This is a genomic window from Aquabacterium sp. A3 (genome assembly GCF_038069945.1).
Lineage (GTDB): Bacteria > Pseudomonadota > Gammaproteobacteria > Burkholderiales > Burkholderiaceae_C > Aquabacterium.
Map to the genome: position 1 here is coordinate 387,257 of NZ_JBBPEV010000002.1, position 25,148 is coordinate 412,404.

Sequence of the window (25,148 nt, forward strand, 5' to 3'; positions counted from 1 at the left end):
TTTGCGCGTTCTGCTGCTGCAAGGGCAGTCGGTTCACGACCGATCCAGTGGCGCGGCGCAGAGCATGCGCCAACTGGCCGAGGCCCTTGCGCTGGCGGGGGCACAGGTGCATGCCTTGTGCACCTCGGGGTGTGAAAACGCCGATCCACTGAGCCACCTCGCGACCACGTTGGCGCGTGCGGGGCAGCCCTTGAACCACGCTTCGGCGCCTGGCACCTGGCTGCACTGGACGGACCGGGGCGTCAGCACCGATCTGCTCGTGACCGTTCCTGCGCGTCGCCACCACTGGTGCGATGACTGGGGCGACCGATTCGATGCCCGCTACCTCGCGGTGCTGGAAGAAGCCTCCATCGACGTGGTGATCACCTTTGGCCAGGACGCCGCCGACATGCGGCGGTGGGCATGGGCGCGTCAGCGTGGCTGCCGTGTGGTGCGTGTGATGCACAACCAGAGCGCCATCGCCGAGTCCGGGGCGAATGAGGTCGACGAAGTGTGGGCCCCCAGTCATGACCTGGCGGGGCGCTATGAACAGGCGTGGTCACGCCCGGTGTGGGTGTGCTCCACGGCGGTCTCCGCTCTGCCCGAGCCTGACGCGGCCGATGTGTTTGAGCCGTCTGCGCCACCTCGTGCATTCGTCACCTTCATCAACCCCGAGGTGGCCAAGGGCGCCGATGTGGTGGCCCACCTGGTGGCCCGCTGGCAGACCGAGCGGCCTGGGCAGCCAGTTCTGATTGTCGAAGGGCGTGCGGGCGCCATGCAATGGCAGGCAGCCCTGGCGCGGGCGGGGGTGGCGCCACGGTCTTGCCCGCAGGTGTTTGTGGCGCCGGTGCAGGATGACCTGTCGGCCATCTGGGCGGCCAGCAAGGTGGTGCTCATGCCCTCCCTGGTGGACGAGGCGGCCGGCCGCGTGGCCCTGGAAGCCATGGGCCATGGCGTGGTGCCGCTGGTGTCCAACCGCGGCGCGTTGCCCGAAACGGTGCAGCATGCCGATTGGGTGTTGCCGCTGCCGTGCGGCATGTCCTGGAGGCAACCGGCGGCGGTTCCGCCATCGGTGACAGACACCTGGGCCCAGGGCATTGCACCCTACCTGGACGATGAAGCCCGGTGGCGGCAGGCCTCTGCGCGGGCGAGGGCCCTGGCGCAGCGGCACCGTCTGGACCGGATCGGGCCCGCGTGCCTGCAGCGCCTGCAGGCGCTGGTGGCGGCGTGAGTTGGGCGCAGCCCCCTAGTTTCAAGTTCGCGCAGGTGATCGCGCGCGTCATCAAGCCGCAATAATCACCGACTTCATGTGCGGCCGGCTGGCCGCCCCACCACGCACTGGGAGATTGCCATGTCCACCCCCTTTCACCCCATCATTTACGTGCGCGGCTACGCCATGACGGCGGGCGAGCGAGACGACACGGCGGCCGACCCGTTCTGCGGCTTCAACCTGGGCTCGACCGTTTACCGGGCGTCCGTGGACCGCAAGGCCCCGCCTCACAAGTTCATCTTCGAGTCCCCCCTGTTGCGCCTGATCAGCGATTTTGGCTATCAGGAGGTCTATGAAAACGGCTACGACATCCTGGCCCCTGAATGGCAGCCGCGCGAAGGCCAGCAGGGCATCAGCGCCCGCTCGGTCATCATCCACCGCTACTACGACGATGGCTCGCGCCTGCTGGGCAATGGCAAGCCCAAAGAGATCGAAGACTACTCGCGCGAGCTGAGCGCGCTGATCTTGCGGGTGCGCGATCTGGTGGTGGCGCAAGAGGGCATCAAGCCGGAAGACTTCAAGTGCTACCTGGTGGCCCATTCCATGGGTGGCCTGGTGTGCCGTGGCCTGCTGCAGAACCGCAAGCTGGGCACGGCGGCGGCCCGTCAGGCGGTGGCCAAGCTGTTCACGTATGGCACGCCACACAACGGCATCGATGTGGCGGGCATCAACGTGCCCAGCTGGCTGGGGCTCAACGAGATCAACACCTTCAATCGTGAGCGCATTGCCGAGTTCCTCGACATGAAGGCCATCTACAAAAAGTATGGCCGCGTGGACTTCATGCCCGCCTCGGCCCTGCCCATTCAGAACGTGTTCTGCATGGTGGGCACCAACCGCAACGATTACGACGCAGGCGCCGGGCTGTCGCGCACCTTCGTGGGCCATGGCAGCGATGGCCTGGTCAAGATCGAGAACGCCTCCTTGTGGGGGCTCGATGACCGCTTGCAGGTGACCCAATCGGCGGCCACGGGCTACACCTACCGGGCCCACTCGGGCGTCTTCGGCCTGGTCAACAGCGAAGAGGCCTACCAGAACCTGGTGCGCTTTCTGTTTGGTGATGTGCGCGTGGACATCTGGCTGAAGATCGACGAGGTGAGCCTGCCCAAAGACCTGCAAGGCAAAGACGTGGAGGCCCTCTACCAGTTCGAGCTGGCCGCCTCACCGCGTGGCAAGCGATGGCAGCTCACACGGCGCATGGCCGAAGAGGACTCGCCCGCCTGCCGCACGCACCGGCACCTCACCGACCCCAAGACCAAGGGCGCGCGCCTGGTGTACCTGTCCACCGTGTTCCTGGCCAACCGGGCCCGGGTGAATGACCAGGATCCATCGCTGGCGTACCACATGGACCTGGGCGTGCGCGTGCCTGATTACGAGGTCAACCGCCGCTTCTGGCCCAACAGCCACTTTGAGGGCGCCTACCTGTTTCGCGACCAGTTGGTGGTGAAGATGGTGCCACCTGCGCAGCCTGGGGGCGTGTGGTCGGTGGCCCATGGCTGGGCCTCGAAAGGTGTGGGGCAGGCCACCGAGGCCACCGACTACCGCGCGCTGGGCCAGGGCCTGTTCGAGCTGAAGGTGGACTTTGCCAGCTCGGGCCAGGCACCCGGCATCAAGGGTCAAGTGCTGTTGTCGGCATCGGCCTGGAATGTGTGACACTCCGGGCGCATGAAAGCTGTATCCCTGCGCGCCGACGTTCTGGCCGGCATCACCACGTCCTTTGCCCTGGTGCCCGAGTGCATCGCCTTCGCCCTGGTGGCGCAACTCAACCCGCTGATGGGCCTGTATGGGGCCTTCATCATTTGCACCATCACGGCCCTGATGGGTGGGCGGCCCGGCATGGTGTCGGGCGCCGCGGGTTCGATGGCCGTGGTCATCGTGGCCCTGGTGGTGCAGCATGGTGCCCAGTATTTGCTGGCCACGGTGGTGCTCAGTGGCCTGCTGATGATGTTGTTTGCCACGCTGCGCCTGGGCAAGCTGGTGCGCATGGTGCCGCACCCGGTGATGCTGGGCTTTGTGAATGGCCTGGCCATCGTGATCGCGATGTCGCAGCTGGAGCACTTCAAGGCCGATGGGGGCTGGTTGCAGGGTGAGCCGCTGCTGTGGATGGCGGGCCTGGTGGCCCTGACCATGGTCGTGGTGTATGGGCTGCCACGCCTCACCAAAGCCGTGCCGCCCGCGCTGGTGGCCATCCTGGGGGTGGGCCTGTTGACCTGGGGATTGCAGTTGCCCACGCGCACCCTGGGCGACATGGCCCACATCGCCGGGGGCTGGCCCACGCTGGCCTGGCCTGAGGTGCCCCTGACGCTGGAGACCTTGCAGATCATCGCGCCCTATGCAGTGCTGATGGCCATGGTGGGCCTGCTGGAAACCTTGCTGACGCTGAACCTGACGGATGAGATCACGCAGACCCGGGGGCGCACCAACCGCGAGTGCCTGGCCCTGGGCGTGGCCAATGTCAGCTCGGGCCTGGCCGGTGGCATGGGGGGCTGCGCCATGATCGGGCAGACCATGATCAACCTGAACTCGGGTGGCCGTGGGCGTGTCTCGGGTGTGGTGGCCGGGGTGATGATCTTGCTGTTCGTGCTGGTGCTGTCACCACTGATCGAGCAGATTCCGCTGGCGGCCCTGGTGGGCGTGATGTTCGTGGTGGCCCAGCAAACCTTCGCCTGGGGCTCGCTGCGGGTGTTCAACAAGGTGCCGCGCAACGATGCCATCGTCATCGTGCTGGTCACGGTGATCACGGTGCTGACCGATCTGGCCCTGGCCGTGCTGTGCGGCGTGATCATCGCCGCGCTGAACTTTGCCTGGCAGCATGCCCGCGAGCTGTACGCCGATGCGCACGACGAGGCCGATGGCAGCAAGCTGTACCGCGTGCACGGCACCCTGTTTTTTGCGTCGACCACCGACTTCCTGAAGCTGTTCGATGCGGCGGGCGACCCTGGCCGCGTCACGCTGGACTGCCGCCATCTGAGCTTTGTGGACTACTCGGCCATCGAGGCCCTGCACACCCTGCGAAAGCGCTACCAACGCGCGGGCAAGCACCTGCGCGTGGTGCACTTGTCAGAGCGGTGCAAGCAGTTGCTGCGGCGCGCAGGCGCGCACGACTGAGGCGCCTCAGTCGGGTTTGACCAGCGGGTGCATGGTGGCGTCGTAATCATTCAGCGACGGCATCACCAAGGGCTCCAGTTGGTCCAACTGGTTCAGGTGGGCCTGGTAGGCCTGCATGATGGCCTCGCGCTCAGGCTGGGGCAGGTAGGGCACGTGGTAGGCCACGAAGGGCGGCAGCACCGTCAGCCCCACGTAACCCAGCATGCCCTGGTGGATGGGCTTGAGCAGGGTCTCCAGCTCGCCATGCACGGCCCCCGGGCCGAACATGTGGGTCTGCCCGCCCAGCGAAGTGGCCAGCATGGCGCGCTTGCCCTTGAGGCCGCCGCGGTCATAGATGCGCGTGCCGCCATAGCAAACGCCCGAGATGAACACGCGGTCCACCCAGCCCTTGAGGATGGCCGGCAGGCTGTACCAGTACACGGGGAAGCTGAAGATGATCAGGTCGGCCCACTGCACCTTCTCGACCTCGGCCACGATGTCCGGGGCCAGCGTGCCGGTTTGCCAGCCATGGCGCTGCTCCAGCGCGTAGGTCAGGTAGTCGGGGTTCTTGCGCGCGCTGAAGTCGTCGGCGCTGGCCACGGGGTTGAAGCCCATGGCGTACAGGTCGGAGACCTGCACGCTCCATCCGGCGTGTTCGAAGTGCTGGACAGTGAGGTCCTTCATCGACGTGACAAAGGACTGAGGCTCGTGGTGGGCGTGGACGATGAGCAGGTTCATGGCGGTGTTTCAGTCAGCTTGTATGGCTGGCATTTTCCACGAACCATCCAGAACCTGTGGCTGCGGCCCATACAGGCGCACCGTCACCTCGAAGGGCCCCGCCGGCACGGGCAGCCAGTTGGCGGTGGGCGCCTGCGCCGGCGCCTGGTGCGACAGGTGCAGCGTCAGCGAGCCATCGGCGTTGGGCTGCAAGGCATTGAAGCTGTTGAGCGCGTGGCGCCCCAGGTCGTTGGCCACCAGATAACCGTCCTGGTTGTACACGGTCACGGACCAGAATGCGTCCACCGGGGGCAGCTGCCCGGCCGGGAAGGTGATGGTGTAGGACTTGTGCGTGCCGTCCAGTGGCAGGCGATGTCCGTCCTGCACGGCGTTCTGGTAGACCGCCAGGTCGTTGCGGTTGGCGCCGAAGCCCACCTGGGCCACCACGTAACGCACCAGGTACTGCTGTCCATAGTCGCCCAGCGGGATCTTGCTCGGGTCGGGTGTCCAGGGGGCGGTTTTGCTCAGCACCTTCAGGCCCAGACGCGCGGTGGTTTGCGCCATCGACTTGCCCCACTCCAGCCCCCATTGGGTGCGGGCCGGCATGTCGCTGACCAAGCGGCTGGCGTAGGGGCCCACGCCGATGGTGGCCAGTTTGCGCAGCATGGGTTCATCGGCCGGCGGCGGCGGGTAGGCCTTGATCAGGTCTGACAAGCGGCTGAAATAGTCCACCGCGCCCATGCGGTTGACGATGGCCGGCGGGGCACCGGAGGCATCACGGGGAATGCAGGGCGTGGTTTGTGCTGGCGGGCGAATGCCATTCAAGGGGCGCAAGCGGTATTGCCGCTGGATGGCGTTGACCTCGGGGACATCTTGCTGGCCGCGCACTTCGGTGCGGCCAATGATCCAGACCAGGTGGGTGGGGGCGTCGATGCGCGTGTAGCCGTCGGGGGTGGTGCCCTGCCAGCCTGGCCCGGCGATCAGATAGTGGCCCTCGCCGTCACCATGGCTGGGGGTGCCCAGCCCGGCAAAGTTGTTGGTCCAGGCGTCCAGCAGGGCCATCAGCACGTAGCGGCCTGGCACGGCAGGCATGTCCAGCAGTTGGGGGCCGTTGCGCAGGTCCAGAAAGGCGCTGGAGTACAGCGTGTCGACGTTGGGGCGCACCACGGCCCGGAAGTCAGGGCCGGGCAGGTCGACGATGTGGAAGAAGTCGTTGAGGTCGCCCTCGAAGCCGCAGGCGCGGGTGGGCCCGGTGGTGCCTGCCAAGGTTTCGGCCATCAACATCAGGGGGTAGCCATAGGCATAGCCTTCGGCGCCCGTCAGCGTGGCTTGCAGCGGGCCGGGCGCGAGCAGCCCGGCCTGTGCGGGCGTAGACAGTGCGAACAACAGGCTGCCCAGGGCGAGCACCGGGGCCATGCGTGAGCGTTGAAACATGCGAGAGGTCCTTCCAGTCAGCGTGCCCACATGGGAACACGGCTGTGGCTGGGCCCGCAATAGAACTTCGACGACGTTTCACGACGTTTCATGACAAGACTGTCATGGTGATGGCCTGCCTCGCATGCGCTGCGGCATCATCGGGGCATGACCAGAACCTTGTTGATCGTTCATCACTCCATGACCGGCGGTACCCGGCAGATGGCCGAGGCGGTGCGTGCCGGGGCGGCGGCTGAAGCGGCCACCCAGGCGGGGGCGGACGCCGTGCAGGTGAAGTGCCTGAGCGCGTCGGAGGCCGGCCCGGACGACCTGGTGTCGGCCTCAGGCTATGTGTTTGCCACGCCCGAGAACCTGGCCGCCATCAGCGGGTTGATGAAGGATTTTTTTGACCGCTGCTATTACCCCGTGCTGGAGGCCTTGCAGGGCCGGCCCTATGCCACGCTGGTGTGCGCTGGCAGTGATGGCCAGAACGCCGCGCGACAGGTGGCACGCATCGCCACGGGATGGCGCCTCAAGCCGGTGGCCGAGCCACTGATCGTGTGCACCCACGCCCAGACCCCCGAGGCCATCCTGGCGCCCAAGGTGATCGGGCCCGACGATCTGCAGGCGTGTCATGCGCTGGGCGAGTCCATGGCGGCAGGCTTGCACCTGGGGGTGTTTTAGGCCGCAGGCTTCTGAGAGGCGGACTGAAATGCCGATTGAAATGCCGCCTCCACGGTCACGAAGTCTTCGGTCGGCATCCGGGCATCGACCGCGCGCCGCAGACTGCGCCGGGCCTGCGCAGCGGCCGCTTCGGCGATCGGTGGGGTGCAGCACGCCGCCAGGGCACCCAGGGTGCGCATGAGGTGACGTTGCACGTCCACGTCGCCCGCGCCGGCGCGCGCCACCGGGTCAAAGGCCAGTGACACCAGGGGGCCGAGCTCGACAGGATGACGAAACACGCGGCGGCAGGGTGTGTCGCTGGGTTCGGGTGTGTGCGTGAGCGACTCGATCAGCACCCGCGTCTGACTGGACAGCACGGCCACGGCGGTGCCGGGGTCATTGACGGCGGGAGACAGGGCCCGCTGCGCGATCTCGGCCAGGATGCTCAGACCGAACGCCGGGTCGTGCTGCACGGTGCGGTCTCGCCCAATCACGAAGGCCTCGCGCACCCGTGCCAAGAGCGCCAGCGCCTGGGGCAGGCCCTGCAGCGGCTCACGGGCCCACAGCTGCCCCACCACCTGCCCGGGATGGATGAAATCACCGGTGCGGGCCTCGATCAGCAGGTGCAGGTCATGGGCCTGGCACAGCCGTTCCAGCCGGTCGATGTCGACGAACTGCAGGTGTCCTGACCAGGTCAGGTGCAGCGGGTGCTGGCTGCCGGGCGCCTGCCGGAGCAGGTCCTGAAAATCAGGCTGCCTGGCGTCGCGGGCGCCATACAGCGGGTTGCGCGCCATGTCCAGCAAGGCCTGCCGTGTGGCGCGCTCCACGGTGGTGATGGTGTGGCCCATGCGCCCGATGCGGGTCAGGGTTTCGATCCAGCGCAGTAGCGCATAAATCACCCAGGCCAGCACCCACAGCGCGCACAGGAACAGCACGAACCGGGCCGACGCCCCCATCAGCCCTGTGCCCAGGCCAATGATGCCCACGATGGCAAAAACGAACGAGGCCAGGAAGGTGGCGATGGCTTTTTGGGCGCTGGGGTCGGCGACGACCAGTTGGGTGGCCCGCGGCGTGCCGGCGCTGGCCGCCGAGGCGAAGGCGCCCACCAGGATGGACAGGGCAAAGGTGCTGACGGCCAGCATGCCCGAGGCCATGATGTGCAGCAGGTCGTTCACCACCCCTTCGTCCAGCGCGGGCAGCACGTGGGCGGGCAGCCAGCCATCGGCCGAGATGGACAGCCCCAGCGCAGCGATGGCGGCCAGGCACCACAGGGCGGGCTGCACCCACAGGCGCTGGCGGAAGCGTTGCCACAGAAACTGCAGCCGCGACGGCACCGCCCAGTCCGGGGTCAGCCATTGCTTGAGGTTCATGGCGTGCGCGTCGATGTGTGTGGATACAGGGCCGTCGTGCCGGCCACGAGGATGGCCAGCAGCTCTTCAGACTCACGCAGCAGGGCGGCCCGCTGTCGCGGGTGTTCAAGGTAGCGCACCACCAAACCATACACGGCCCGGCCGTAGACCGCCAACACGCGCATCCACACCTCGTCGTGCCCGGGGGGCAGCAACTGCATGGCGCGTTGCTCTTGCAGCATGTCGCGGCGCAGTTCATCCAGGCAGGTTTGCAGATGCTCACGCGCAGCGCCGGGGGGGCCGTGCAGGGTGCGGTAAGCCACCAGAAACACCTCGCGGTGCTGGCTGGCGAAATCGAACAACCAGCCCACCACGCGGTGCGTCACCGAGGGGTGGCTGCCCACGTTGGCCCGGGCCTGGCGGGTGCCCTCACGCAGGCGCTGCGTGAAGTCGTGCATCAGTGCGGTCTGCAGGTCCTGCAGATCCCGGAAGTGTCGATAGAAGGTGTTGTGGTTCAGCCCCGCTTCACGGGCCAGCTCTCTGAGCGACAAGGTATCGACGTCCTGCTGGTGGGCCAGCAGCCGCAGGGCGGCGTCCATGAGCTGGCGCTTGCCGGCGGCCATGCGCGGCGCGGTATCAGGCGACAGGGAAGAATCTGGAGGCAAATCCATGGTTGACACCATGTATCCATATGGCTACATTTCCCGCATTGTAGACAGATGGATACATTGAGGTGGGCATGCGGATACGACGGATTGTGGCACCGGCTGGTGACACCTGCGACTGCCAGGTGGAAGATGGCCGGGTGTGGCGGCCAGCCCACGCGGCAGAGCGCGCCCAGTGGTCGTGGCTGCCCGAGCCGCTCAGGGATGCGGTGCCCGCGAGTGCCTGGCAGCCTGGTGCGGTGGCCTTGCCTTTTCAGCCCCGGTCATTTCGCGATTGCAGCCTGTACGAGCTGCACTGGGTTCAGTCCTCCCGCGGGTATGTGCGGCGCTTCATGCCAGCGGCCCATGTGTTCACGAGCCTGTACGAGCGGCTGCTTCGCCGGCCCTTTCCCGCGTTCAAGCCGCATCCGCTGGCCTATCGCCAGCCGGTCTACTACTTTGGCAACCACCTGAGTTTCCTGCCCAGTGGACAGGGCCTCAAGGCACCGGCTTACACCCGTGCGCTGGACTATGAGCTGGAGCTGGGGGTGGTGCTGCGTCAGCCTTTGCGCAACGCCCGCCCGGACGAGGCCCTGGCGGCCATCGGCGGGCTGGTGGTCGTCAACGACTGGAGCGCCCGCGACGTGCAGCGGCCAGAAATGTCCACGGGCCTGGGGCCGCAGAAGTGCAAGCACTTTGCCAGCTCGATGTCGGCCGAGCTGGCCTTGGCCGATGGCCTGCTGGAGCGCGTTGAGGCGCTGGAGGCCTTCGTCGAGATCAATGGCCGCATCGTGGCGCGCACCAGCACCCGCGGCATGTTGCACCGTTGGGGAGAGACCTTGGCCGCCTTGTCCCGCGATGAAACGCTCTTGCCAGGCGAGCTGATCGCCTCGGGCACCTTGCCCCATGGCACGGCGATGGAAAATGGCCACTGGCCTCAGGCGGGCGACCGCTTGCGTCTGCAGATCGACGGGGTGGGCGAGATCTTGCACGAGGTGCTGGCGTGATGCGCCATGCCCGCATGGTGGCGGGCACCGGCCGCCGACACAGCCGCATGGGTGAGCCGGTGGCGTTTGCCGAAGGGCTGTACGAGGTGGCCCCCGACACCTACGCCTGGATGGTGCCCAATGGCAGCTGGGGCGAAACCAACCTGGGCCTGGTGCGCTGTGGTGATCAGTCGGTGCTGATCGACACCTGCTGGGATCTGCACCACATGCGCGAGGTGCTGAGCCACGCGCAATCGGTGCTGAACGAGGCCCCCATCACGCGGGTGATCAACACCCATGCCGATGGCGATCACTGCTGGGGCAACCAGCTGTTTGCCGGCCTGCCCATCACGGCCACTCAGGCTGCCGTGGCCCAGATGCACCATCACCCTCCTCGACAGTTGCGCGCGCTGCAGCGGAGCGCACGCTGGTTCGAGGCCATTCCTTTGGCGGGTGTGAACCACCTGGGGCGCTACATGGGCGACATGCTGCGCCCCTACCGTTTCGATGGCGTGCAGGTGTTGCCGGCCAGCCAGCCCTTCAGCGGAGAAACCACCGTGAGCGTGCAGGGCAGCACCTTGCACCTGATGGAGGTGGGCCCCGGCCACACCGATGGCGACTGCATCGTGCACCTGCCACAGCGTGGCGTGGTCTACGCGGGCGACATCCTTTTCGTGGGGGTGACGCCCGTGGCCTGGGCCGGGCCGGTGTCGTCGATCGTGAGGGCCCTGCAGCGTGTGCTGGACCTGCAGCCTGAAGTGATCGTGCCGGGCCATGGCCCCTTGGCCGACGCCGAGGATGTGCGCGCGCAGATCGATTACTGGGAGTGGCTGCAGGTGAGCCTCAGGCCACTGGCCGACAAGGGCCTGTTGGTCAAGGAAGCCTGCGAGTCACTGGTGCGCAGTTCAGCGTTCAAGCGTGCGCCATTCGCACGGTGGCGGGCGCAGGAGCGGGTGTTCACCTCGGCCTGCACCTTGTACCGTGAGTGGCGATTGCCGCTGGACGCGTGGCCTGGCGCGCTGGGCGCCCTGAACCACTTCCGGCAACAGGCGCTGGTTCAGCAGCTGTTGTGGCAGCAAGCGCAGGGCTGAGGCCCACTCACCGTGGGCTGTCAGCACCCCGGGCGGCCAGGGCCTGCCGCACCTCGTTCATGCCTTGCTCGGCGCCGCTTTGCGGCACCGTGGCGTGGCGGGTGTCCAGCAATTGAGGCAGGACCGCGGCGAGTTGTTCGTCCACGTCGGCGCCCGTGCCCAGGTGCACGCCCGGTGTCAGACTGATGTGGGTGGCTGCGAACGTGCCGGCCCCCGCATTCAGGATCACCCGGGTGGGCGCGTTGTCGTGGGCGAGCACCAGCAGGGCAGGCACCACCGACTCGGGCGTGAGCAAGGCCAGCATGTCGGGCGGCAGCAGGCCTTCGGTCATCTGGGTGGCTGCGGTGGGCGCCAGGCAGTTGACTCGGATGTCGTGCTTCGCGCCTTCGATGGACAGCGTCTGCATCAAGCCCACCAGCGCCATCTTGGCCGCCCCGTAGTTGGCCTGACCAAAATTGCCGAACAGGCCCGACGACGAGCTGGTCATCACGATGCGGCCGTGCTTTTGCGCCACCATCAGCGGCCAGACCGCCTGCGTGCAGTGCACGGCGCCCATCAGGTGCACGTCCATCACCAGACGGAAATCATCCAGGGGCAGCTTGGCAAACGACTTGTCTCGCAAGATGCCGGCGTTGTTGACCAGGATGTCGATGCGTCCCCACTGGGCTTGCACCTCGTTGACCATCGCCTGCACAGCCTGCGCATCGGTGACCGAGCAGGCGATGCCCAGCGCCTGGCCGCCCGCCGCACGGATGTCGGCCACCACCTGGTTCACGGCCGCCTCGTGGAGGTCGTTGACCACCACCTGGGCACCACGTGCCGCCAGGGCCAGCGCATGCTGGCGGCCCAAACCGCCGCCAGCGCCAGTGATCAGGGCCACGCGGCCCGCAAAGTTCAGAGCCATGACAGCCTCTCTTGTGTCAATCGGGTTGATGGGGCAGCAGGGCTTTGGCCGCCTCGATGCGCCAGCGCAGGGGGGTGGCCGGGTCGTTCATCACGTGCTGCAAAAACGCCCGTGGGCCGAGCGTGAGCCCGTTGCTGGCCGGCGCCTGCGGTGCGGTGGTGTGCTGAGGTGTGGGGTCGTCCGGTGGCGCCGTGGTGGCCAAGGCCAAGGCCTGAAGCTGGGTGGCCGTCACGCTGCGCAAGGGGGTCAGCAAGTCCGCCTGGCCTTCCGGGCTGGGGGGAATGTCCAGCCAGGCGCTGTCGGCGAACATCGGCGCCAGATCGGGGGCCACAAAGGCCGACCAGCGCTCAGGGGCGATGGCCTGGGGCGGGCAGGGCGGCAGGGATGGTGTGGCACCGGGTGTGGGCCACACCTGCCAGGTGCGTGTGGGCGAGGTGCTCGGGTCGGCCGTCTGCAGTGGCTGCAGCAAGGCCCGGGCCATGCGCTGCAAGTCGACTGCAGCGTGCGGATCGGCCAGCGAGAACCACAACGCCAGCCGCGCCTCGCCATCGGCGGCGATGGCCGGGGCTGGCCAGCCCAGGTCATCCTGCACGGCTTGCCACAAGCGCGCCAGGTCGCGCCATTGCGGTGCGGGCGCCGCCACCACCATGCAGCGCAGCAGCGCGGCTTCGGCCACACCGTGGTCAGCCACCGGGCCATACAGGCGCCGCAGCTCGGCCTCCAGTCGTGGCGAGGTCACGGGCACGGGGCTCACCGGTAGAAAGCTTCCACCTTGCCCTTGAGCTTGATCATCATCGGGCGACCCTTGCGGTCCAGGGTGCGCCCGGCCGCCACCTTGATCCAGCCTTCGCTGACACAGTATTCCTCGACGTCTTGCCGCTCCTGGTCGTTGAAGCGGATGCCGATGTCGTGCTGGAACACCGCCGCGTTGTAGTGGGGGCTTCTGGGGTCGATGGACAGGTGATCAGGCAGTTCGGGACGTTGGGTGTCGCTCATGGTGTGGACGTGGATGGGTTCTGAACAGATGGGCAAAGAGTGTATTGGGCGTTCAGGCCCTTGGGGTGGCCTTCTTGGCGGGCACCTTCTTGGCGGCTGCTTTTTTGGCAGGTGCTTTTTTAGCGGGTGCTTTTTTAGCAGGAGCTTTTTTTGCCGGGGCTTTTTTGGCCGCCACTTTCGGCGCGGCTGCTTTGGGGGCGGACGCCTGCGATGCCAGGGCGGTCTGCAGCAGGTCGGCCATCAGGCCATTGAGCTTGCCTGGATGGGCCAGCGCGGCCTCGCGCAACTGGGTCACCAGCGGCGAGGGCAGTTTGCAGCTGATCGCCACCAGGCCGGGGCCGGTGTCCTTGCCCTGGCGTTCACGTGCCGACGGGGCAGGCGATGCGGTGGCAAAGCGCTGAGGGATGCTTTGCCGCTTCATGCGGCCTTCGATTTTTTGGCCCAGGCGCAGGGCGAGGTCGGTTTTTTTCAGGGACATGGCTGAGTGAGCGGCAGTGTTTTGTGCGATTGTGCCTTGAGCGCCCAGGCATTCAGAGTTTGAGCCGGGCCACCCGTTGGGCTCGTTCGTCTTCGATGGCGTGGGTGACCACGCCCTCGGGCAGATTGAGCTGCAGCAGCACGGCGGCCGACAGCTGCAGTCCTGCTTCCAGGGTTTCAGGGATGACCTGCAAGGCGCCGGCCTGCAGCAGTTCCTGGGCATGGCGTTCGTCACGCGAACGCGCCACGATGGGCAGCTTGGGGAAGGCCTGCCGGACGGCCTTGACCGTGTGCAGCGCCGACGACGGGTTGTCCATCGTCACGACCAGCAGCGCGGCCCGCTCGGCGTGCAGCCGGTGCAGCAAGTCGGTTCGGGCGGCATTGCCGTAGTACACCGGTTGCCCCAGGTTGCGCAGGTGGGCCACATGGTTGGCATCTTGCTCGACGGCCACGTAGGGCACGCCCTGGCGCTTGAGGATCTCGGCCGTGAGTTGCCCCACGCGACCAAAGCCCGCGATGATGACCTGGTTGAACAGGTCGTCCGGCACCTCGTCCTGTTGCGACAGCGGGGCCTCCTCACGCTCCAGCCGCTCTCTGATGGTCTCACCCAGCCGGGCCAGCGCTGGCGTCATGAACAGGCTCAAGCCCACCACCAGCAGCATGAACTGCCCCAAGGGGGCGCTCATCAGGCCGGTGGCCATGGCCGCGCCCACCACCACGAAGGCGAATTCGCCGCCCTGGCCCAGCAGCAGGCCGCCCTCGATGGCGCGCCCCCAGCCCAGGCCGCCGACGCGAAAGATCAGTGCCACCACCACGGCCTTGAGCGCAAACAGCCCCACCGCAGACAAAGGTATCCACACCGGGTCCTGAAGAATGGCCAGCGGGTCGACACCGGCGCCCACCGACATGAAGAACAGGCCCATGAGCAGGCCCTTGAAGGGCTCGATGGTCACCTCCACTTCGTGTCGGTATTCGGTCTCGGCCAGCAGCAACCCGGCCAGGAAGGCGCCCAGCGCCAGCGACAGCCCGGCATAGGCGGTCAGGGCCGCCATGCTCATGGTGGTCAGCAGCGTGAGCGCCATGAAGACCTCGGGCTGATGCTGACGGGCGAAGGCCTTGAACACGGGGCGGATGAGCCGACGGCCCAGCACGAAGATCACACCGATGGCCAGCACGGACTTCAGCACGGTGCCGCCAATGATGGCGCTCACATCCTCGTCCAGGCTGCCCGGCGACAACAGGCCCACCAGGATCAGCAAGGGCACCACGGCCAGATCCTGCAACATCAGCACCGAAAACACGCCCTGCCCCAGGGGCGAGGCCAGCGCTTGTTTCTGGGTGAGCAACTGCACCACCACGGCGGTGGATGACAAGGCCAGCACCAGGCCCAGCACCAGCGAGGCCTTCCAGTCGTTGTCGAAGGCGTGGGCCACAAAGCCGATGGCCAGCCCACTGATCAGCACCTGGGCGCCGCCGGCACCAAAGACCAACCGGCGCAGCGCCCACAGCCGCTCGGTCGAGAGCTCCAGGCCGATCATGAACATCAGGAACAGCACGCCCAGCTCGGCCAGCGACCCCACTTGTCGCACTTCGACGAAGGTGAAACTGGCCAGCCAGGGCCAGGTGTCCGTGAACCTCGCCAATCCGTAGGGCCCCACCACCACCCCCACGGCCAGAAAGCCCAGGATCTGGTTGATGCGAAAGCGCTGAAGCAAGGGGATGAGCACGCCCGCAAACACCAGAAACAGCAGTGTTTCGCGCAGAAAGGGGAGGCTGTGGGTTTCGTTCAATCGGGGCCTCTGGGCGGGAGACGGGGGCCAACAACAATCTGGTCAGCATAGCGTGTTGCGCACGGCTCACCTCGGGTGACTGTGGCACGATGAAGCCTGGTAGCACCATTGGGAGATTGCATGAGCGGCCACCATTGCCGACCCATCGACCTGGCCTTGCAAGGCGGCGGTGCCCACGGCGCCTTCACCTGGGGCGTGCTGGATCGATTGCTGGACGATGAGCGTTTGCAGATCACGGCCATCAGTGGCACCAGCGCCGGGGCCATGAACGCCGTCGTGCTGGCCCATGGTCTGGCCAAGGGCGGGCGACATGAGGCCAAGCAGGCGCTGTTGCGGTTTTGGACGAGGGTCAGCCAGGCGTCGGCGTGGTCACAAGGCCTGGCGGGGCTGTTCTGGGATTGGGCGGTGCCGGGCTCGCCGCTGGCCTGGACCATGGAGTGGATGACCCGCACCTGGTCGCCCTACCAGCTCAATCCGCTGGACTTGAACCCCTTGCGGGACATCCTGGCCGAGGAGGTGGATTTCGAGTTCTTGCGGGCGCACTGTGGGCCCCGCGTGTTCGTGTCGGCCACGCATGTGCAGTCGGGGCGTTTGCGCGAGTTCCGCCACGAAGAGCTCACGGTGGATGCGGTGATGGCGTCGGCCTGCCTGCCCTTGTTGTTCAGGGCCGTCGAGATCGATGGCGAGGCCTACTGGGACGGAGGCTATGTGGCCAACCCGTCGTTGCTGCCCTTGATCACCGAAAGCCCCTGCAGCGACCTGGTGCTGGTGCAGATCAACCCGGCCTGCCGGCCAGAGGTGCCCACCTCCGCACGAGACATCCTGGACCGGCTCAACGAGATCACGTTCAACAGCAGCCTGCTCAAGGAGTTGCGCTCCATCGCGCTGTTGCAGCAGTTGCTGGCCGCCGAAGGGCACCCGGCGGGTGTGGGTGCGGGGTCCTTGTTCCATCAGGTGGCGCGCCTGCGCTTGCACCGCATCGATGCCACCGAGGACATGGCCCAACTGGGGGCCGCCAGCAAACTCAATGCGGCCTGGCCCATGATCCAGCGCCTGCACACCATCGGGCGCGACACGGCAGACGCCTGGCTGCAGCAGCACGGTGCACACATCGGCCGCAAGTCCACCCTGGATCTGGCGCACTGCTTGTGACCGGGATGGGGGGCTGGCCATGCGCACGGTGGGACTTGAACACGTGATCCGTGTATGACGATGTCTGACAGCCAGGCCCTTTGGTTGCAGCGTTTCATGGCGCACCTGCAGGCCACCGAGGGGCCCGTCACCCTGGTGCAGACCCACATCAGCTGGGTGCTGCTGACACCCACCCATGCTTACAAGGTGAAGAAGGCGGTGGCGCCGGGCTTTCTGGATTTTTCCACCGTGGCGGCGCGGCAGCACGCGTGCGAGGCCGAGTGGCGCCTCAACCGTCGCCTGGCGCCGGCGCTGTACCTGAGCTTGACGCCCATGGATGCACAGGCGCAGCCCTGTGGGCCGGCTCAGGCGGTGGAGTGGGTGCTGCAGATGCGCCGGTTCGAGGCGGGTGACCGACTCGATGCCCGCCTGGCGGCTGGCACCCTGGGCCCGCACGAGCTGGATGCGCTGGCCGATGCCGTGGCCCACATGCACCGGCATGCACCGCTGGCCGCGACCCCAGCCGAGGATGACGAGGCCCGACGTTGGCGTGGCCTGCGCGAGCGCAGTGTGGCCGCGCTGTCGGCCCTGCTGGCCCCTGATGCCCCCGTTGCGCACCGTGCCTTGTTGGCGGATGTTGACGCCTGGTTGCAGCAGCAGGAGGCCGCGCTGGCGCCGCTGTGGGCACAGCGACGGGCGCAGGGCGCGGTGCGCGATGGGCATGGTGATCTGCACCTGGGCAATGTGTGCTGGTTTGAGGGGCGCCCCTTGTTGTACGACGGGCTGGAGTTTGATGATGCGCTGCGCATCACCGACACCGCGCACGACCTGGCCTTCTTGCTGATGGATTTGTGGGCGGCCAGCCACCGACAGGCGGCTTGGCGCGTGGCCTCGCGTTACCTGGCGCAGTGGCCCGACTGGGAGGGCGTGCCGGCCTGGCCCGTGTACATCGTGTTGCGCGCGCTGGTGCGCTGGCAGGTGGCCTGCCTGAGTGCCCCGGCCGATCCTCAGGCCGGGGCGCCCTATCGCCGTCTGCTGGCACATGCCTTGGTGCGGCGGCGGCCTGTGCTCATCCTGATGCACGGTTTGTCAGGCAGTGGCAAGTCGGGCGTATCACAGGGTCTCAGCATGGCCTGGGGGGCTTTGCGTCTGCGCTCTGACGAGGTGCGTGCGCACATCGCCCCGGGCTACCACGCGGGGCAGCGCGAGGCGGTGTACGAGCTCATGCGGGCCTGGGCCGGGCCGGCGCTGCAAGCGGGGTGGCGCGTGGTGCTGGACGCCACGCACCTGTCGCGCGTCGAGCGTGCGGCCGCCCAGGCCCTGGCCAGGCGCTGCGGGGTGCCCTGGGTCATCGTGTCCTGCCAGGCGCCCGAAGCGGTCTTGCGTCAGCGCGTGCGCCAGCGGCGGGGCGATGCCTCGGATGCCGACGAGGCGGTGCTGGAGGCGCAGCTGGCCTCACAAGAGCCGCTGCAGCCTGAGGAGTGGCGCCACACCTGGGTGGCCGACACCACCTTGCCTCTGACACATTGGGCTCAGCCGCGCAGTTGGCGCGCGCTGTCTTCCTTGGCTGGTGCGGCTGGCGGCACAGCCAGCGGCTGACCCAGCCCCGCCAGGAACACGCTCAGCCCGATCTGCAGCGTGCGTTCCGCATCGCGGCCTTCCAGCAGGTCGGCTCGGTCCAGCTCAACCAGCCCGTGCAGGTAGGCCCACAGGCCCTGGGCCAGTTCGTCCACGGGCCAGGGTGTCTGCAGTCCCTGCACCAGGCCCAGCACATACGCCCAAACGGCCTGGTGACTGGCCGGTTCGTGTCCGTCGCGCCGGCTGTGTCGCATCTTGATCGCGTACAGGTGAGGGCGGCTGCGCGCAAAGCGCAGGTAGGCCAGGCAACTGCTGGCGATCGTGTCCAACCCGGTGCGCCCAGCGGTCTCGGCCTGGATCTGCGCCAGCAGCAGGCGGCCCGCCTCGTCGGCCAGCGCATGGCTCAGGTCGGCCTTGGTGGGGTAGTAGCGGTACAGGGCATTGGCGCTCACACCCAGTTCTGCGGCCAGGGTGCGCATCGACAGGCCCTCTTCACCCTGGGCCTCGATCAGGGCCAGGGCCGCTTCCATCACGGCCTGGTGGTCGATTTTTTTGGGGTAGGACATGCCCACACTGTAGCGTGGTGCCGCCTCCTGCTTCGGCCCTAATATGTGGCGTGGCACGGCGGTCGTGCCGTTGTGTGGGTCACCATGTCCGAGCCTCATCCTGTGCCTGCGTCCGACGACGCTTTGCCCTCAGCCATCGCGGGTGTGTCGTGGCATCGGCGTCGATGGGTGCGGGCGCTCGCGGGTGTGGCCTTGCTGGCCGGCGTGTGGACCGTGGGCGTGGGGTACTGGTTGCCTGGCGTGCTGCAGCCCCGGATCGAGTCGGCCGCCACCGATGCCCTGGGCGAGCCGGTGCGGCTGAAGGCCCTGAACCTGTCGCCCTGGACCCTCACGGCGCAGGTGGAGGGCCTGACGGTGGGCGCACCCGATCAGCCCCTGCTGCGCGTGCGGCAACTGGAGGCGCAGGTGTCGCTGGCATCCGTGTGGCACCTGGCCCCGGTGTTGCGGCGGGTGCAGGTGGTTCAGCCCGAGGTCTGGCTCAGCCGGCTGGACGCCCAGCGATTCAACATCTCGCCCATGCTGGCGCACCTGCGTGCGCGCGCCGACGCCGCGCCCGCCGATGAGCAGGGCGCCCCCGCACGCTTTGCCTTGTTCAACATCAGCGTGGCGCAGGGCGCGGTGCGCTACGACGACCGGGTGCTGGGCCAATCTCATGTGGTGGATCAGATCGCCCTGGGGGTGCCGTTTCTGTCCAGCCTGCCCAGCCAGATCGACGTGGCCGTGCAGCCGCTGCTGAAAGCCCGCATCAATGGCAGCCCCCTCGCCATCACGGGCACGACACGCCCGTTCCAGGATGGCCAGCGCGCCGAGTTGCAGGTTCGCTGGCGCGATGTGGATGTGGCCGCGTGGTTGCAACACGCCCAGCCCCTGCTGCCACGTCCCTGGACCCTGACGCCGCGCAGCGGCACCTTGTCCACCGACCTGACGGTGGTGTTTGAACAGCCCCCCCAGGCCGAGGTGCCCCGGCTGATGGTGCAGGGAGGGGTGATGGTCGAAGGCCTGGACCTGAGCCTGCCCACCGTGCCTGGCGTGGCACTGGCGGGTCGGGCCCTGGGGCCGGTGGCGCTGGGTTGGCAGCGCCTGCGCCTGGAGGGGCTCCATCTGCAACCCCTGCTGAGGCAGGGATCGGTGGGGCGTGTGGTGCTGGACGGTGCCCGGGTGGCGGCAGGCACCCGCGACGGGGTGCGCTGGCCCGTGGTGCAGGACGTGTCCGTGACCGTGGACGGCCTGGACACGGCGGACGCGGCGCCGCCCGCACAGTGGCGCATGAAGGCGAAGGACGATGGCGGCAGTCAGTGGCAGGCACAAGGCGCCTGGCAACTGGCCCGCGCCCAGGGGCAGATGAGCCTGAGCCTGCAAGATGGTGCCGTGGCACCCTGGTGGGCCGCGTTGGTGCCATCGGCCCGGGGACAGGCGGGCATGCCCGTCAGCCCGCAGGCAGGGCGCCTGGGCCTGAGCGCCAAGGTGGCGCTGAGTGCCCGCCCGGCGTTGAGCTGGCAGCTCAGTGAGGGCCAACTGAGCCTGGACGGCTTGCAAGCCCGTGTGCTGTCGCTGGTGCCCGGTCGGCCGCCGGGTTTGGCCGACACCATGGGGTGGCGCGCGTTGCGGCTGGAGGGCATTGAGGCCCGTTCCGAAGGGGCGGTGCCCCGCTGGTCGGTGGCCCAGCTTGACCTGCAGGGGGCGCAACTGCGCTGGCAGGACACAAGGCACACCCCTGCCGCCCGGTGGCAACTGAGCGATGCCCAACTGACGGTGCAGGGCCTGTCGGATGACCTCAAACAAGTCTTGCAGGTGCAACTGGACACCCGCGCGCAGGGCGCGGGCCGGGTGCGTTTCAAGGGCAGCGTGCAGCCCCAGCCGCTGACCGTGCAAGGCCAGGTGGGCGTGCAGTCTCTGGAGTTGCGCGTGCTGCAGCCCTACCTGGCGCCGTACCTGAACGTGACCCTGGCGGGGGCCCAGGCTCAACTGGACGGGCGCCTGGACCTGCGGTGGCGGCCTGGGCGCGATCGCTCGGCGGATGCCCAGGCCCTCTCGCTGCGCTACCGGGGTGGCATGGGCCTGGACCGCCTGCACCTGCTGGACCAGGTCAACGACGCCGACGTGTTGCGTTGGCGGCGCCTGGCGCTGCGCGGCACCGAGGTGCGCTGGCAAGACGGGGCCCTGGTGGCCGACCTCGGCCGCATCGCCCTGGAAGACTTTTATGGCCGGGTGATCGTTCAGCGCGACGGGCGACTCAACCTGAGCCAGCTCGTCAAGCGTGCCGGCGCCCCCGCTGGAGAAACCGCCTCCCTGACGTCCACCGATGCCCCGGCCAGCCCGCCGCCGCCCACCCCCGCGCCTGCGACGCCTGCGACGCCAGTGACCGACACGGCGCCAGAGACCGATACGGACCCAGGCCCCGATCTGCGCTGGCGTGGCATCACCGTGCAAGGCGGGCAGGTGGATTTCACCGACCTGTACATCCAGCCCAACTACTCGGCCCGGCTCACGCGCCTGGCGGGCACGGTGTCGGCGGTGGCCGCCCGTCAGCCCGAGCCTGCCGAACTCCATCTGCAAGGCCAGGTGGATGACGCGGCGCCACTGCTCATCAAGGGGCGCCTGCACCCGCTGGGCCCCAGGCTCTACACCGACATCGAGGGCTCGGCCAAGGGCGTGGAGCTCACGCGCTTGACCCCCTACGCGGCCCGCTACGCAGGGTACGCCATCGAGCGTGGCACCTTGTCGGTCGATGTGCGCTACAAAGTGCAAGAGGGCCGACTGGAGGCCAGCAACCGGCTGTTCCTGGATCAACTCACCTTCGGCGAGCCCTCGGGCGACCCCCAGGCCACCCGGCTGCCCGTGCTGCTGGCCGTGGCCTTGTTGAAGAACCGGCAGGGTGAAATCGACATCAACCTGCCCATCTCCGGGTCGCTGGACGACCCCCAGTTTTCGGTGGGGGGCATCTTGTGGCGGGTGGTGGTCAACCTGGTCACCAAGGCCATCACGGCGCCGTTTGCCTTGCTCATGGGCAGCGATGGCGATGCGGCTGGTGAGGTGCGCTTTGCGCCCGGCTCCACCACCTTGACGGCAGCAGCCCGGCAGCAACTGGACGCGTTGGCCACGAAGTTGCTGGACCGTCCCGCCCTGAAGCTGGACGCCGTGGGGCAGGCCGACCCGGCGCTGGATGTGCCGGGCCTGCGGGAGGCCCATGTGCAGCGCCTGATGCGCCAGGCCAAGGCCAAGGCCCTGGACGTGCCTGTGGAAGAGGTGCAGGTGGCCGCCCAGGAAGCCGATCGCTGGTTGGCCGCAGCCTACCGCGCCGCCGACATCAAAAAGCCGCGCAACCTGATCGGCGTGCCCGTGAGCTTGCCCCCGTCAGCGCAGAAGGCCTTGCTGGCCGCGGCGGCCCCGGTGGACGCCGCGGCGCTCAAGACCTTGGCCGACCGGCGCGCCGACGGGGTCAAGGCCTACCTGATCGAGCGCATTCCTGCCGAGCGCGTGCGCCTGGGGGCCTCCCCGGTGCCCCAAGCCGCCGGGGAGGCCACCAACGCCAGCGCGCAGGACGTCAAGGGGGTGAGCCTGTCCCTGCAGTGATGTTCGTGACATTCATCACGACACACGGGGTTGAACGCCGAGATCGCCAGAACAGGCCTCAAGAATGCCTGCTGTTGGACCGATCACCCGAAGACAGGAGGTTGTATGAACATCACATCGACCACAGCGCTCACCGGGGTTCAGGCCGCATCTCTGCGGATGGAGTCGGCGGCGCACAACATCGCCAACGCCAACACGCCGAACTTCCAGCGGCAGGTGGTGACGCTGCAAACCCAGGAGCAGGCCGGGGTGCTCACCACCACCGGCAAGGCCGAAGAGATCGGTGCGGCCCTGGCGGCCGACCTGGTGGAGCAGATGGACGCCGCAGCCGCCTACCGGGCCAACCTGCGCATGATCCAGGCCGACCAGCAGACCACGGGCAGCTTGCTGGACCTCAAAGCCTGAGGGCAGGGCCCATTTCCCCTGAGAATCCGGGTCGTGCACCCCGAGCATGACCCGAGCCCCTTGCCGCGACGCTGGATCGCGCACCTCGACATGGACGCCTTTTACGCGTCCGTTGAGTTGTTGCGTTACCCGGCGCTCGCCGGCCTGCCCGTCGTCATTGGCGGCGGCCGCCGCATGGCCCCCAACGCCAGCCAGGTGGGGCGGTCGGGCCAGCCGCCGCTGGCAGGTTTTGCCCGCCTGCGCGACTACGCCGGGCGAGGCGTCATCACCACGGCCACCTACCCCGCGCGCGCCCTGGGCGTGCACTCGGGCATGGGGCTGATGAAAGCGGCGGCCCTGGCGCCCGAGGCCATCTTGTTGCCCGTGGACTTTGACGAGTACCGCCGCCACTCGCGTGCCTTCAAGGCCGCCGTGGCCGAGGTGGCCCCCGTGATTGAAGACCGGGGCATCGACGAGATCTACATCGACCTGAGTGATCTGCCTGGCGTGCATGAGGGGCGCCCTGACGACCCCATGGCCGGCGTGCGTGCCGTGGCCCAGCGCCTGAAAGACGCGGTGCGTGAGGCCACCGGCTTGAGTTGCTCGGTGGCCGTCAGCCCCAACAAGCTGCTGTCCAAAATCGGCTCTGATCTGGACAAGCCCGACGGCCTCACCCTGCTGACGGCCGATGACGTTCCCGCCCGCATCTGGCCGCTGCCGGCTTCGCGCATCAACGGCATCGGCCCCAAGGCCAGCGCGCGCCTGGCCGACATGAACATCCAAACCGTTGGCGAATTGGCCGCCACCCCGCCCGAGACCCTGTGCGAGGCCTTTGGGCGCAGCTACGGCCTGTGGCTGCACCAGGCGGCCCACGGCATCGACGAGCGCCCGGTGGTGGTCTGGCGCGAGCCCAAGTCCATCAGCCGCGAGACCACCTTCGAGCGCGACCTGCACCCGCGCCGAGATCGCGAGACACTGGGCGCGCACTTCACCCGCCTGTGCGAGCAACTGGCGGCCGATTTGCTGCGCAAGGGCTATGTGGGCCGCAATGTGGGCGTGAAACTGCGCTACGACGACTTTCACATCGTCACCCGCAGCCTGACCTTGCCCGAGCCCACCCGCGATCCCGCCACCATCCGCCTGTGGGCCGGGCGCTGCCTGAAAACCGTGCCGCTGGACCAGCGCCTGCGCCTGCTGGGGGTGAAAATGGCGGCCTTGAGCACGCCGAATGAGGCGGCCAGCGTGGTCGTGGCCCGCGAGGCCACCTTGCCCCTGTTTGAATGAGCCGGCCACCATGAGCGAGCCTCACCCTCCGCCCGCCCCGTCTGCGCCGACCAGCCACCGCGTGGTCGTGCACCCCGGTGGCCAGCACTTTGACGTGCAGGCCGGGCACAGCCTCATCGAGGCGGCGGTGGCCGCCGGGGTGGATCTGCCCCGATCATGCCGCAATGGCACCTGCCGCACCTGCATCGCGCGCCTGCGGCAGGGGCGCGTGCATTACCGCATCGCCTGGCCAGGTCTGAGCTTTGACGAGCACGACGAAGGCTGGATCCTGCCCTGCGTGGCCGAGCCCGACACCGACCTGGTGATCGAGTTCGTCACCCCATCCACCGAAAACGTGGCACCGCTTGACCCTGCACGCTGACGGTGCCCGTGAACATGGCCCAGGGGCGCACCCACAGCCCCTGCTGATGGAGCGCATCACCGTACAGGGGGCGGTACAGCACCAGGGGCTCCAGCGTTTCGCTGTGGCGCACCACGCCCAGGGCCTCGTAGTCGGCCCCCTTGTAGTGGCGGTAGCGGCCCAGGGGGACCGCAGGGAGCTTGGGCAGATCGGTGCTCATGTCCACGACCATCACAGGCTCACAGTGCCTGTGGCTGCAGGATGGGCAACTGAGGGATGAGCACTGGAGGCGTGTCCGGCTCGGTGACCGACGCCGCTGGGGTCGCTGGGACGTAGCGATCAAAGCAATCCAACGAGCCCACCCCTGCCGAGAGGCCGCCCAGTCCGCCCTGGTTGAGCAGACCCAGGCTGCTGAACGGGCCATTGATGAACAGTGGCAGCCCCCATTGGCCTGCGCCGTAGCTCACGCCCACGCTGACGTACGTGCAGCGGCTGCCGCGCAGTGCGGAGGCGCCAAAGAAGGGGGTGAAGCTGTTGAGGCGAGAACCCACCGACACTTGCCAGCCGTTCACACTGTCGCTCTGGCTGACATCGGCCTTTTGAAACACCAGGTGCAAGGTGGTCTGCTGGAACTTGAACCCGCTGCCATCGAAGGGCAGGTTCACCTGGACACCCAGGCGGCTCTGGTGGGACGAGGTGGTCGTGCCAGCCATGGCAGCGGGCAGCGAAGAGGCGAGCACAAGCAGTGCAACGGTCGTGGTGCGGAGGGACAAGGTCATGGGTAGCCTGATGGGGCTGAAGGCCGGTTGAAAGAGAATGCGGGGCGATGACCCCTGCTGCGAGCGCCGGACGTTAGGGTGGGCTGACCTTTGCGTCAATCCCCGGCTTGCGTGTTCGCCCGCCCTGACCGAAGGCCGCCATCCAGAGCT

Annotated in this window: 24 protein-coding genes; 12 read left to right on the forward strand and 12 right to left on the reverse strand. The window is 67.8% G+C overall.

Annotated features, from left to right (window positions below; translation table 11 throughout):
* Position 1: 1 nt before the first annotated feature.
* From WNB94_RS10950 to WNB94_RS10960, 3 genes are all read left to right on the forward strand, one after another.
* Positions 2–1,210 (forward strand): glycosyltransferase, encoded by a 1,209-nt coding sequence (locus WNB94_RS10950; protein ID WP_341390428.1) that lies wholly within the window; start codon positions 2–4, stop codon positions 1,208–1,210.
* 120 nt (positions 1,211–1,330) lie between these two features.
* Positions 1,331–2,899, forward strand: coding sequence for an esterase/lipase family protein (locus WNB94_RS10955; protein WP_341390429.1), 1,569 nt, complete (start codon positions 1,331–1,333; stop codon positions 2,897–2,899).
* A 12-nt stretch (positions 2,900–2,911) separates the two neighbouring features.
* A complete protein-coding gene (locus WNB94_RS10960) occupies positions 2,912–4,354 on the forward strand; it encodes a SulP family inorganic anion transporter (protein ID WP_341390430.1) in 1,443 nt (480 codons plus the stop codon).
* A 6-nt stretch (positions 4,355–4,360) separates the two neighbouring features.
* Here WNB94_RS10960 and WNB94_RS10965 read toward each other — a convergent pair whose 3' ends face one another.
* Together WNB94_RS10965 and WNB94_RS10970 are read right to left on the reverse strand one after the other, a co-directional pair.
* Positions 4,361–5,071 (reverse strand): NAD(P)H-dependent oxidoreductase, encoded by a 711-nt coding sequence (locus tag WNB94_RS10965; protein ID WP_341390431.1) that lies wholly within the window; start codon positions 5,069–5,071, stop codon positions 4,361–4,363.
* Positions 5,072–5,080: 9 nt separating this feature from the next.
* Complete coding sequence (locus WNB94_RS10970) at positions 5,081–6,484, reverse strand: DUF1254 domain-containing protein (protein WP_341390432.1); 1,404 nt, start codon at positions 6,482–6,484, stop codon at positions 5,081–5,083.
* Positions 6,485–6,631: 147 nt separating this feature from the next.
* Here WNB94_RS10970 and WNB94_RS10975 point away from each other — a divergent pair, with 147 nt between their 5' ends.
* Positions 6,632–7,147, forward strand: coding sequence for a flavodoxin family protein (locus WNB94_RS10975; RefSeq protein ID WP_341390433.1), 516 nt, complete (start codon positions 6,632–6,634; stop codon positions 7,145–7,147).
* On the opposite strand, the gene WNB94_RS10980 is transcribed toward WNB94_RS10975, so the two are convergent.
* A complete protein-coding gene (locus tag WNB94_RS10980) occupies positions 7,144–8,496 on the reverse strand; it encodes a DUF2254 domain-containing protein (RefSeq protein WP_341390434.1) in 1,353 nt (450 codons plus the stop codon). The two genes, WNB94_RS10975 and WNB94_RS10980, sit on opposite strands and share 4 nt — an antisense overlap.
* On the reverse strand, positions 8,493–9,146 hold the full coding sequence (locus WNB94_RS10985; RefSeq protein WP_341390435.1) for a TetR family transcriptional regulator: 654 nt from the start codon (positions 9,144–9,146) through the stop codon (positions 8,493–8,495). Before WNB94_RS10985 ends, WNB94_RS10980 begins: the two co-directional genes overlap by 4 nt.
* Before the next feature lie 68 nt (positions 9,147–9,214).
* On the opposite strand from WNB94_RS10985, the gene WNB94_RS10990 reads away from it, so the two are divergent.
* Together WNB94_RS10990 and WNB94_RS10995 are read left to right on the forward strand one after the other, a co-directional pair.
* Entirely contained in the window at positions 9,215–10,126 is a 912-nt protein-coding gene (locus WNB94_RS10990; RefSeq protein ID WP_341390436.1) for a fumarylacetoacetate hydrolase family protein, read from the forward strand.
* The gene (locus WNB94_RS10995) at positions 10,126–11,196 is read left to right on the forward strand and encodes an MBL fold metallo-hydrolase (RefSeq protein WP_341390437.1); all 1,071 of its coding nucleotides are present in this window, start codon (positions 10,126–10,128) and stop codon (positions 11,194–11,196) included. Before WNB94_RS10990 ends, WNB94_RS10995 begins: the two co-directional genes overlap by 1 nt.
* A 7-nt stretch (positions 11,197–11,203) precedes the next feature.
* On the opposite strand, the gene WNB94_RS11000 is transcribed toward WNB94_RS10995, so the two are convergent.
* Genes WNB94_RS11000 through WNB94_RS11020 form a run of 5 tightly spaced genes read right to left on the reverse strand, consistent with a single transcriptional unit; the run spans position 11,204 to position 15,363 of the window.
* Entirely contained in the window at positions 11,204–12,100 is an 897-nt protein-coding gene (locus WNB94_RS11000) for an SDR family NAD(P)-dependent oxidoreductase (RefSeq protein ID WP_341390438.1), read from the reverse strand.
* 16 nt (positions 12,101–12,116) lie between these two features.
* Positions 12,117–12,845, reverse strand: a complete 729-nt coding sequence (locus WNB94_RS11005; protein ID WP_341390439.1) for a hypothetical protein — start codon at positions 12,843–12,845, stop codon at positions 12,117–12,119.
* A gap of 5 nt (positions 12,846–12,850) precedes the next feature.
* The gene (locus tag WNB94_RS11010) at positions 12,851–13,096 is read right to left on the reverse strand and encodes a DUF3297 family protein (RefSeq protein ID WP_341390440.1); all 246 of its coding nucleotides are present in this window, start codon (positions 13,094–13,096) and stop codon (positions 12,851–12,853) included.
* A 52-nt stretch (positions 13,097–13,148) separates the two neighbouring features.
* Positions 13,149–13,574 carry a hypothetical protein gene (locus tag WNB94_RS11015; protein WP_341390441.1) on the reverse strand — a complete coding sequence of 142 codons (426 nt, stop codon included), beginning with the start codon at positions 13,572–13,574 and terminating at the stop codon, positions 13,149–13,151.
* Positions 13,575–13,626: 52 nt separating this feature from the next.
* Complete coding sequence (locus WNB94_RS11020) at positions 13,627–15,363, reverse strand: cation:proton antiporter domain-containing protein (RefSeq protein ID WP_341390442.1); 1,737 nt, start codon at positions 15,361–15,363, stop codon at positions 13,627–13,629.
* 120 nt (positions 15,364–15,483) lie between these two features.
* Between WNB94_RS11020 and WNB94_RS11025 the strand changes: the two genes are divergently transcribed.
* Together WNB94_RS11025 and WNB94_RS11030 are read left to right on the forward strand one after the other, a co-directional pair.
* The gene (locus WNB94_RS11025) at positions 15,484–16,515 is read left to right on the forward strand and encodes a patatin-like phospholipase family protein (protein WP_341390443.1); all 1,032 of its coding nucleotides are present in this window, start codon (positions 15,484–15,486) and stop codon (positions 16,513–16,515) included.
* Between the two features lie 54 nt (positions 16,516–16,569).
* A complete protein-coding gene (locus WNB94_RS11030; RefSeq protein ID WP_341390444.1) occupies positions 16,570–18,093 on the forward strand; it encodes a bifunctional aminoglycoside phosphotransferase/ATP-binding protein in 1,524 nt (507 codons plus the stop codon).
* On the opposite strand, the gene WNB94_RS11035 is transcribed toward WNB94_RS11030, so the two are convergent.
* Positions 18,027–18,638, reverse strand: coding sequence for a TetR/AcrR family transcriptional regulator (locus WNB94_RS11035; protein ID WP_341390445.1), 612 nt, complete (start codon positions 18,636–18,638; stop codon positions 18,027–18,029). The two genes, WNB94_RS11030 and WNB94_RS11035, sit on opposite strands and share 67 nt — an antisense overlap.
* A gap of 84 nt (positions 18,639–18,722) precedes the next feature.
* Here WNB94_RS11035 and WNB94_RS11040 point away from each other — a divergent pair, with 84 nt between their 5' ends.
* From WNB94_RS11040 to WNB94_RS11055, 4 genes are all read left to right on the forward strand, one after another.
* Positions 18,723–22,211, forward strand: a complete 3,489-nt coding sequence (locus WNB94_RS11040; RefSeq protein ID WP_341390446.1) for a DUF748 domain-containing protein — start codon at positions 18,723–18,725, stop codon at positions 22,209–22,211.
* A 105-nt stretch (positions 22,212–22,316) separates the two neighbouring features.
* Positions 22,317–22,616, forward strand: coding sequence for a flagellar basal body protein (locus tag WNB94_RS11045; RefSeq protein ID WP_341390447.1), 300 nt, complete (start codon positions 22,317–22,319; stop codon positions 22,614–22,616).
* A gap of 90 nt (positions 22,617–22,706) precedes the next feature.
* Positions 22,707–23,879, forward strand: a complete 1,173-nt coding sequence (locus WNB94_RS11050; RefSeq protein ID WP_341390572.1) for a Y-family DNA polymerase — start codon at positions 22,707–22,709, stop codon at positions 23,877–23,879.
* A 10-nt stretch (positions 23,880–23,889) separates the two neighbouring features.
* A complete protein-coding gene (locus tag WNB94_RS11055) occupies positions 23,890–24,240 on the forward strand; it encodes a 2Fe-2S iron-sulfur cluster-binding protein (protein ID WP_341390448.1) in 351 nt (116 codons plus the stop codon).
* Here WNB94_RS11055 and WNB94_RS11060 read toward each other — a convergent pair.
* Together WNB94_RS11060 and WNB94_RS11065 are read right to left on the reverse strand one after the other, a co-directional pair.
* Positions 24,194–24,439 (reverse strand): DUF1653 domain-containing protein, encoded by a 246-nt coding sequence (locus tag WNB94_RS11060; protein WP_341390449.1) that lies wholly within the window; start codon positions 24,437–24,439, stop codon positions 24,194–24,196. The genes WNB94_RS11055 and WNB94_RS11060 overlap by 47 nt on opposite strands.
* A 19-nt stretch (positions 24,440–24,458) precedes the next feature.
* On the reverse strand, positions 24,459–24,998 hold the full coding sequence (locus WNB94_RS11065) for a hypothetical protein (RefSeq protein ID WP_341390450.1): 540 nt from the start codon (positions 24,996–24,998) through the stop codon (positions 24,459–24,461).
* Positions 24,999–25,148 lie beyond the last annotated feature (150 nt).